The sequence below is a fragment of the Calothrix sp. CBUCES-K 9914 genome (assembly GCF_059640475.1).
The window spans coordinates 1-7,139 of sequence record NZ_JBXXZH010000363.1 but is presented as its reverse complement, the minus strand read 5'-3'; the positions used below and the strand labels follow the sequence as shown (position 1 = coordinate 7,139).

Below are 7,139 nucleotides of genomic sequence, written 5' to 3'. Positions count from 1 at the left end.
AAACTTTCACGTCCGGTTCTAAAGGGGAGGAGCGGAGTGTAATAGCTCCCTTCGACCTCACCAATTCAGGTTGTCCGATTAATCCTGATTTCCGACTACACTGTATTAAAAAATCAGTCTAGCGTCACGTATAATTCAGTCGCCAGCAAGATACGAATAAGAATATATGTTTATATCTTTAAAATTACAGACAATAAACATAATTGTAACTAAAATTATGGCTCTCCATAAACTTGCTAGCTTCGACCCAAATTACAAAGACACATTTGGCGGTGATGACGTTAAAGGTTTAGACCTCTATACCGAAAGTGGTACTAAAGTTGGTGCTGTTGACGATGTACTCGTTGATGACGAAGGCAAATTTCGTTATTTAGTTATCAATACAGCCTATGATTCGACAAGTAAAGGTATTTTATTACCAGTAGGATTATCTCGAATTGATTATACCCAGAAGCGCGTTTATGTCGATGGACTGAGTAAACAACAGGTAGAACATTTACCCGAATATAGAGATAATATTGTTGTTGACTATGATTATGAGGAAGGAGTGCGTAGAGCATATCGTCCAACCTCGCAAGATGTTAACTATAATCGCGATACATACAACTACCAACATGACTCTAACCTGTATGATTTGAATGCGCGCGACAATCAAACCTTCAAATTGTACGAAGAACGATTGATTGCTAGTAAAACCCGTGTCAAGGCAGGAGAAGTAACTGTAGGAAAGCATATCGAGACCGAAACTGCAAGAGTGTCAGTACCCATTGAAAAAGAGCGAGTCGTAATTGAGCGTACTACTCCTACTAACGAGCAACCTGTAGTTGATACGAGTAAAGCTTCATTTACTGAAGGAGAAGTCGCGCGCATTGAACTTTACGAAGAAACACCAGATATTCGTAAAGAAGCATATGTACGTGAAGAAGTCCGCATCAAAAAAGTTGTTGACCAAGAAACCGTTGAAGCGACTGAAACAATTCGTCGTGAAGAATTAGATATTGACACCCAAGGTAACTTAAACGTTAACGACAAAAACATTAATCGCGACCGAATTTAACCTAAGCTTAAATTGTTTTTGAAAAAAGTATTTGTACGTATGGTGGGCAGTGCCCACCATACCAACCGACTATAGTAACTATAAAGAGCGAAAATATCAATTTGTTTATACAAGTAATTGTACTGATAGCAACGATTAAATTATTAGAAAGTATCTTAATATAGCTTAATGTCGTTCAAAAACGGCGCCAAGGCTTGTATAAAAGAAAAGTGAACAACTTTTCTCGCCTTGAAAGTAGAATCTAGCTGTAAATGTCCACTGACACAGCGTAGAATCGATACAAACAAGGGAATTCGAGATTACAAAAACACGAACTTGCAGTTGCGTATTGTATCTCCAATGGGTAAAACCGACTTCTACCCGACTACAGATTTTCTACTTGAGTAGTTTATTTGTAGTTGTTTGAAGGTAATATTCGATGGAAGCAAAAATTGCGTCCTTCGCTCTGTTGACCTCTAGAGGAGAAGAAATCAACTGTCATAATAAATGGAAGTCACATGCAAGAACCGGAAATCATGGAAACTCAATCTCCACAAGAAAAGATGCAAGAATTAAATACCCAACCGGGAACGATTACCAAAATTCAGCCTTCGCAGTCGCAAGACGAATGGCTCAAGTATGGAGAGCAAATTTCTAGCTTTCTAGCAACTCTTCCCGAATATGCTGGGTCTATATTCAACAAATATAGACAGCCTTTAACTGTACTAGGCTTGATTGTGGCCGCTATTGTTACACTCAAGGTTGTCCTGGCAATATTAGATGCATTAAATGATATTCCTTTAGTGGCGCCAACTTTTGAATTAATCGGGATTGGTTACTCTGCTTGGTTTATCTATCGTTATTTACTTAAAGCATCGAGTCGCGAAGAGTTAACCTCTGAAATCACAACTATCAAGAAGCAAGTTGTAGGTAAAGAAGTTGCCAGCTAGGTAGTCGCGTCACGCACCTGACTTGACGCGAACAGGTGCGTGATGCCACTAGATTATCGCTTCGTTGTCCAATCGTTATGGCATCACACACCCTACTTGATGTTAACAATGTTATCTGACTTGATGGCGGGTAATCTACCTGTACGTACTAATGCTTGATGAATTAATGCTGCGACTTCCGCTCGTGTTGCGGGTCTATTTGGCGCCAATAAGTTTCGGTCGGGGTAGTTAACTACAAGTTCTTCCAAGCTAGCGGTTGCGACTCTATTTATTGCGTACTTAGGAATATCTTTCGCGTCTTGGTAAACAGCAATTACCCGCTCAGGCGCCGTTTGTGTCTTGAGGTTTAAACCGGTGACGAGCGAAACTAATACTTCAACGCGGGAAATTTTTTGTTCTGGTTTAAAGCTTTTATCAGGATACCCTTTCATAAAACCTGTGCTAATTGCATCATTTATTGACCCAGTTGCCCAATAGCCTGCTGGAATGTCTGTAAAGGCTAACTTTGTTTGTCCAATGTCTTTGTTAAACGCTCGTTCAACAATAGCAGCAAATTCCGCGCGAGTAATTTGTTGATCTGGTCGGAATGAATAATCTTTGAACCCGGTAATAATTTGACGCGATGATAGTACGTCAATAAAACGCTTTGCCCAAAAGTTATCAGGAACATCCGTAAATGCGCGCGGTGGTGGAGTTACAGGGAGACCTGCGACTGGGGTTGTTACCTGAAACGGCGCCGGGTTAGTGTTTGCTGCTGGAGGTACTACTACTACACTTGAACTAGGTGGTTGGTTGGGTTGATCAACAGACGGTACAATTATAGAAGTATCTTTGTTTGGTTGTACAGGTGGAATAACAGGTACTGGAATTCCTAATTTCGGGTTTGTTTGGTTAGATAATCCAGGTAGCAAATTATTTGGGTTGGCGCCAGGAGTAGGTTGGGCGCTAGGTGCTGGAGTTGGTAGTAACTTGCTTAAATCCCATCCAGTATCTTTACGTGAAAATGACCAGAAAAGAATGGCACCTATTGTTGTAAATGCAACTATTACTCCAATGAATTCATCGAAGTCGAGCGGACTTCGTTGAGATGACCTGGGATCAGAAGGAGGTAGGTTTGTCATATTACGTTCGTTAGTGATGAGTGCTGAGTGATGAGTGCTGAGTGCTGAGTGCTGAGTGCTGAGTAAGTAAATATTTGAGAATCAATTATAGGACTCTTAGCAAGCTGGGAATACTATCTATTGCTTCAAATGTACGTATTTCTGCTAGCGCTTGTTTAACATCTCCTTCTAATACATCGTGTGTAACAACAACTATTTCGGCTAACTTGTCCTGAAAACCTGTTTGTACAATAGATTCTAAACTTACACCGTGTTGACCAAAACAAGTACCTAATTTACCTATAACTCCAGGTTGGTCATTTGTTAAGAACCGCGCGTAAAATCTTGCGCTCAGTTCGTCTTGGGGAGCAATTTGACAGTAATCTTGATGTGAACAACCTAAAAGTGGGTCTAAAAAGGATTTGTTATCTCCATTTTTTAACCGCGCGACCAAGTTTAAAATATCTGATGATACTGCACTGGCAGTGGCGCCTGCACCTGCACCAGGGCCGAAAAACATAACTTGTCCTAAAGGTTCTCCTTCAACAAGTATTGCGTTATACACACCGTTAATGCTCGCGAGAGGATGAATTTTGGGAACTAGTGTAGGGTGAACGCGGACGGAGAGACGAGGAGGAGAAGTAGAAGATATTTGTTTGGCTATAGCTAGAAGTTTAATAACAAATCCTAATTTATCAGCGTAGGCAATATCAGTTTTACTGACTTGTCGAATACCTTCGCAGTTAACTTCTTCGCGGTTAATACGTCCACCGAAAGCGAGCGATGCCAATATAGAAATTTTATCGGCTGCATCGGCGCCATCAACATCGGCAGTTGGGTCTGCTTCAGCATAGCCTAATTTTTGAGCATCCGCTAAAACCGCGTCAAAGCTGCTGCCTTCGGTTTGCATTCGCGTCAATATATAGTTAGTAGTACCGTTAACGATACCTGTAACTGCCTGAATGCGGTTAACGCTCAAAGACTGCTTTAACGGTTGAATTACTGGAATACCACCACCAACCGAAGCTTCGAGCATTACGTATACACCATTTTTATTCGCAGCAGTAAAAATCTCTGCTCCAAACCTTGATATTACAGCTTTGTTTGCTGTGACAATGTGTTTACCGTTTGCGATTGCTTTTAAGATTAACTCGCGCGCTGGGGAAAGTCCACCAATAAGTTCAACAATAATATCTATCTCTGGGTCGTTGACTATTGATTGTAAATCGGTAGTCAGAACAGATTCAGGTAGTGTAACAGCACGAGCTTTATCGAGAGATTTTACACCAACTCGATAAATTTCAACTGACTTTAACAGTGAATGGCGCCCGATATTATCTTGAAGCAGTTGTACAGTTCCAGTTCCAACTGTACCCAATCCTAATATTCCTAATTTTATTTCCATAAAAGGCACCCTCTAATAGAGTTCCGGAGTGCTGAGTAATGAGTGCTGAGTACTGAGTAGTAAGTGTTAGAGATTAAAGACAATTTGGCAGAAATCACAAAAGAAAACTCATAACAAAGAACTCACAACAAAAAACTCATAACAGAGAACTCGATAATATTTATCAACAATAAAAAACATTATAGGGTGGGCAATGCCCACCCTACTCAAAAGGTCACTTATTACTATTTATCAGTACCTACATACTGAAGACTTTCTACTCAGCACTCAGCACTCAGCACTTTCTACTCAGCACTCAGCACTTTCTACTTATTAGTAGGTTTCAACGTGCCAACGACCAGCTTTTTTGAGGTCTTTTTGGTAGTCACTCCAAGTGATACCTTCTTTGGCAGCAGCAGCACTTAAAGCTGCGTCAATACCGTCTTCCATTCCACGTAAACCGCAAATGTAGGTATGTGTCTTGGGTTCTTTGATCAGTTTCCACAACTCATCTGCATGTTCTGCAACGCGGTCTTGAATGTACATTCTACCGCCGCTTGGATTTTTTTGCTCACGGCTGATGGCGCCAGTGAGACGGAAGTTATTTGGATAACGCTGTTGCATTTCTTCCAATTCGTCTTTGTAAAGGAAGTTTGGAGTTGTAGGAACACCAAAAATCAACCAAGCAAAACCATTGAACTGGTATTCAGGGTTAGCTGCTTTTTCTGCGTCTTTGAACATCCGCCACAAGTACGCGCGCATTGGCGCAATACCTGTACCAGTTGCCATCATAATAACTTTAGCGTCAGTGTCCTCGGGTAAGAGCATTTCCTTACCAACAGGGCCAGTTATTTTAACTTCGTCACCAGGTTTGAGGTTACACAAGAAAGTCGAGCAAACACCAAACACTTTTTCTTTGGTTTCTGGATGTTCATACTCTAGCTGACGAACACAAAGCGAAACTGTTTTATCATTTACATCATCGCCGTGACGAGTCGAGGCGATGGAGTAAAGTCTTAATTTTTCAGGCTTACCATTCTTATCTAGTCCTGGTGGAATTATACCGATACTTTGACCTTCGATGTATCGCAAGTCACCTCCGGTCAGGTCAAATTTGAGGTGCTGTACAAGACCGATACCACCATCCTTAACTAGCGCTTCATTCGAGATGCATTTACCAATGAAAGGAGCATTCGGACGGTAAATGTTGACGGGAACATCAGCGTGTTTGGCTTTCGCTTGAGTCATGCTTTTGCCTTCTTTACTCTTTTTGGGCTGTTGCTCAGATGTAGCTTTTCCATTCCCTTCAATGTTAGCAACCGCAGTTGTTGTTGTTGAACTGTTACCGTTTGGTTGTTCTAATATACCTGCTAGTTGGATGCTAACAATTTTGCCGCCTAGACGAGCTATGCGCCGCATTTCTTGGTTCATGCGGTTGTAAGGCACTCTGATGAATTCACTGCCGCTTTTACGAATAGGGTAGCTTGTTTGCTCGGTGTCGTCGCTAGTTCGCAGACCCACCACTTCATAAACAAATACACGACTACCATTAGCTGTAATGGCAGCACCCTCAACGGCACCTTGATTGTTCATTTCTTATTACCACTCCGATTTTTACTTAACATGCAACTCAAAAACCCTCTTCGCGATCAATGCTGCTACAAGTAACTAGCAATGTCGCGCTAAAAATCGGCATTCCAAAACAATGCCTTGTCACACTCGCCATAGACATGCAGGCACTGAAAAAACACACCTGTGTACCCTACTAAAGTAAAGGATAAGTCTATTGGAGAATGTTAATAATGAGTCAATTTAATCTTTTCTTCTTGAAATGCTACCTCCATAACATACAGAGGTAGCTCTCGACTCGTGTTCAGCTGTGGAGGCGCCTTCCTGAGAGCGCTTAAAACTGGGAGGAGTAATAGAACGCTCTGGGCTAGCGCTCCTGCTAGGAAGCTATACTTAAGCGTGTCAGTTGTTTCCGATACAACCGTACACGTCACCCTTATTACATGGTAAAAGTTAAGCACGTATAAACTGGGTTAAAATTAATCAGCCTAGTAACATGTAGCACCTTGTAGCTAATGCAACGTCTATTTAATCCAACCACTACATATCCCTACTTTCCTTTCCACGTAATATAAGCAACTATAATATTAAGTTTTACTTGATGTGAAAATTCTGTCAACCGTTATTAGTTGACATCTCTTGCGCGCCTCGAATAAAATACTGCATCCCGTAAAAGTTAAAATTATCTTTCCAAAGATTAAAAAAATATTATTATACCTTATTCACAACTTTTTTGGGTAGTCATTGCTAAAATTTTATTTATGATTGGCAGAAACATGCGTATAGCTTCATACGTTCAATCAGAATGCAATTACCCGAAGTAAGATGTCAAGTCATAATTATTCTTCCCCAAATTAAGCCTTGTATAGTTTCACCTCCTTCTGTTAAAATCCCATATAACACTAGGATTAAATACTTACCAGCAACGAATCAAAATAAATAACTTCGGGTGAATAGAGTATTTCTTTTTACCCGTAGCGTGCTTTATGGCGATGCTGGGTGGCAGAAAGGCGCATTGGGATATGCCAGTGGGGTAACTCCGAGCCTCATCATAGAGTCTGTTGTGTGAAAAAAAACATTCGAGAATTGAAGTTTTAGTA

At 40.9% G+C, this 7,139-nt stretch carries 6 protein-coding genes; 3 read left to right on the top strand and 3 right to left on the bottom strand.

The window, feature by feature from the left end:
- Positions 1-217: 217 nt before the first annotated feature.
- Positions 218-1,057 (top strand): DUF2382 domain-containing protein, encoded by an 840-nt coding sequence (locus AC2JBO_RS41310; protein WP_496959425.1) that lies wholly within the window; start codon positions 218-220, stop codon positions 1,055-1,057.
- Between the two features lie 497 nt (positions 1,058-1,554).
- Complete coding sequence (locus AC2JBO_RS41305; RefSeq protein ID WP_496959424.1) at positions 1,555-1,986, top strand: CAAD domain-containing protein; 432 nt, start codon at positions 1,555-1,557, stop codon at positions 1,984-1,986.
- Between the two features lie 92 nt (positions 1,987-2,078).
- Here the strand turns inward: AC2JBO_RS41305 and AC2JBO_RS41300 are convergent, their stop codons facing one another.
- Together AC2JBO_RS41300 and AC2JBO_RS41295 are read right to left on the bottom strand one after the other, a co-directional pair.
- Positions 2,079-3,107 carry an S-layer homology domain-containing protein gene (locus tag AC2JBO_RS41300; RefSeq protein ID WP_496959423.1) on the bottom strand — a complete coding sequence of 343 codons (1,029 nt, stop codon included), beginning with the start codon at positions 3,105-3,107 and terminating at the stop codon, positions 2,079-2,081.
- Positions 3,108-3,192: 85 nt separating this feature from the next.
- Positions 3,193-4,491: a homoserine dehydrogenase gene (locus tag AC2JBO_RS41295; RefSeq protein WP_496959422.1), complete on the bottom strand. Its 1,299-nt coding sequence runs from the start codon at positions 4,489-4,491 to the stop codon at positions 3,193-3,195.
- A 193-nt stretch (positions 4,492-4,684) separates the two neighbouring features.
- On the opposite strand from AC2JBO_RS41295, the gene AC2JBO_RS41290 reads away from it, so the two are divergent.
- The gene (locus AC2JBO_RS41290; RefSeq protein WP_496959421.1) at positions 4,685-4,807 is read left to right on the top strand and encodes a hypothetical protein; all 123 of its coding nucleotides are present in this window, start codon (positions 4,685-4,687) and stop codon (positions 4,805-4,807) included.
- Here AC2JBO_RS41290 and cpcD/petH read toward each other — a convergent pair.
- The gene (gene cpcD/petH / locus AC2JBO_RS41285) at positions 4,804-6,063 is read right to left on the bottom strand and encodes a bifunctional rod-capping linker CpcD/ferredoxin--NADP reductase PetH (protein ID WP_496959420.1); all 1,260 of its coding nucleotides are present in this window, start codon (positions 6,061-6,063) and stop codon (positions 4,804-4,806) included. The genes AC2JBO_RS41290 and cpcD/petH overlap by 4 nt on opposite strands.
- Positions 6,064-7,139: the final 1,076 nt, after the last annotated feature.

What these genes read in the sequence shown, in the direction of transcription:
- AC2JBO_RS41290 (WP_496959421.1), top strand. Translation starts at nt 4,685, where the DNA reads ATGCCCACCCTACTCAAAAGGTCACTTATTACTATTTATCAGTACCTA.
- AC2JBO_RS41310 (WP_496959425.1), top strand. Translation starts at nt 218, where the DNA reads ATGGCTCTCCATAAACTTGCTAGCTTCGACCCAAATTACAAAGACACA.
- AC2JBO_RS41295 (WP_496959422.1), bottom strand. Translation starts at nt 4,491, where the DNA reads ATGGAAATAAAATTAGGAATATTAGGATTGGGTACAGTTGGAACTGGA.
- AC2JBO_RS41305 (WP_496959424.1), top strand. Translation starts at nt 1,555, where the DNA reads ATGCAAGAACCGGAAATCATGGAAACTCAATCTCCACAAGAAAAGATG.
- cpcD/petH (WP_496959420.1), bottom strand. Translation starts at nt 6,063, where the DNA reads ATGAACAATCAAGGTGCCGTTGAGGGTGCTGCCATTACAGCTAATGGT.
- AC2JBO_RS41300 (WP_496959423.1), bottom strand. Translation starts at nt 3,107, where the DNA reads ATGACAAACCTACCTCCTTCTGATCCCAGGTCATCTCAACGAAGTCCG.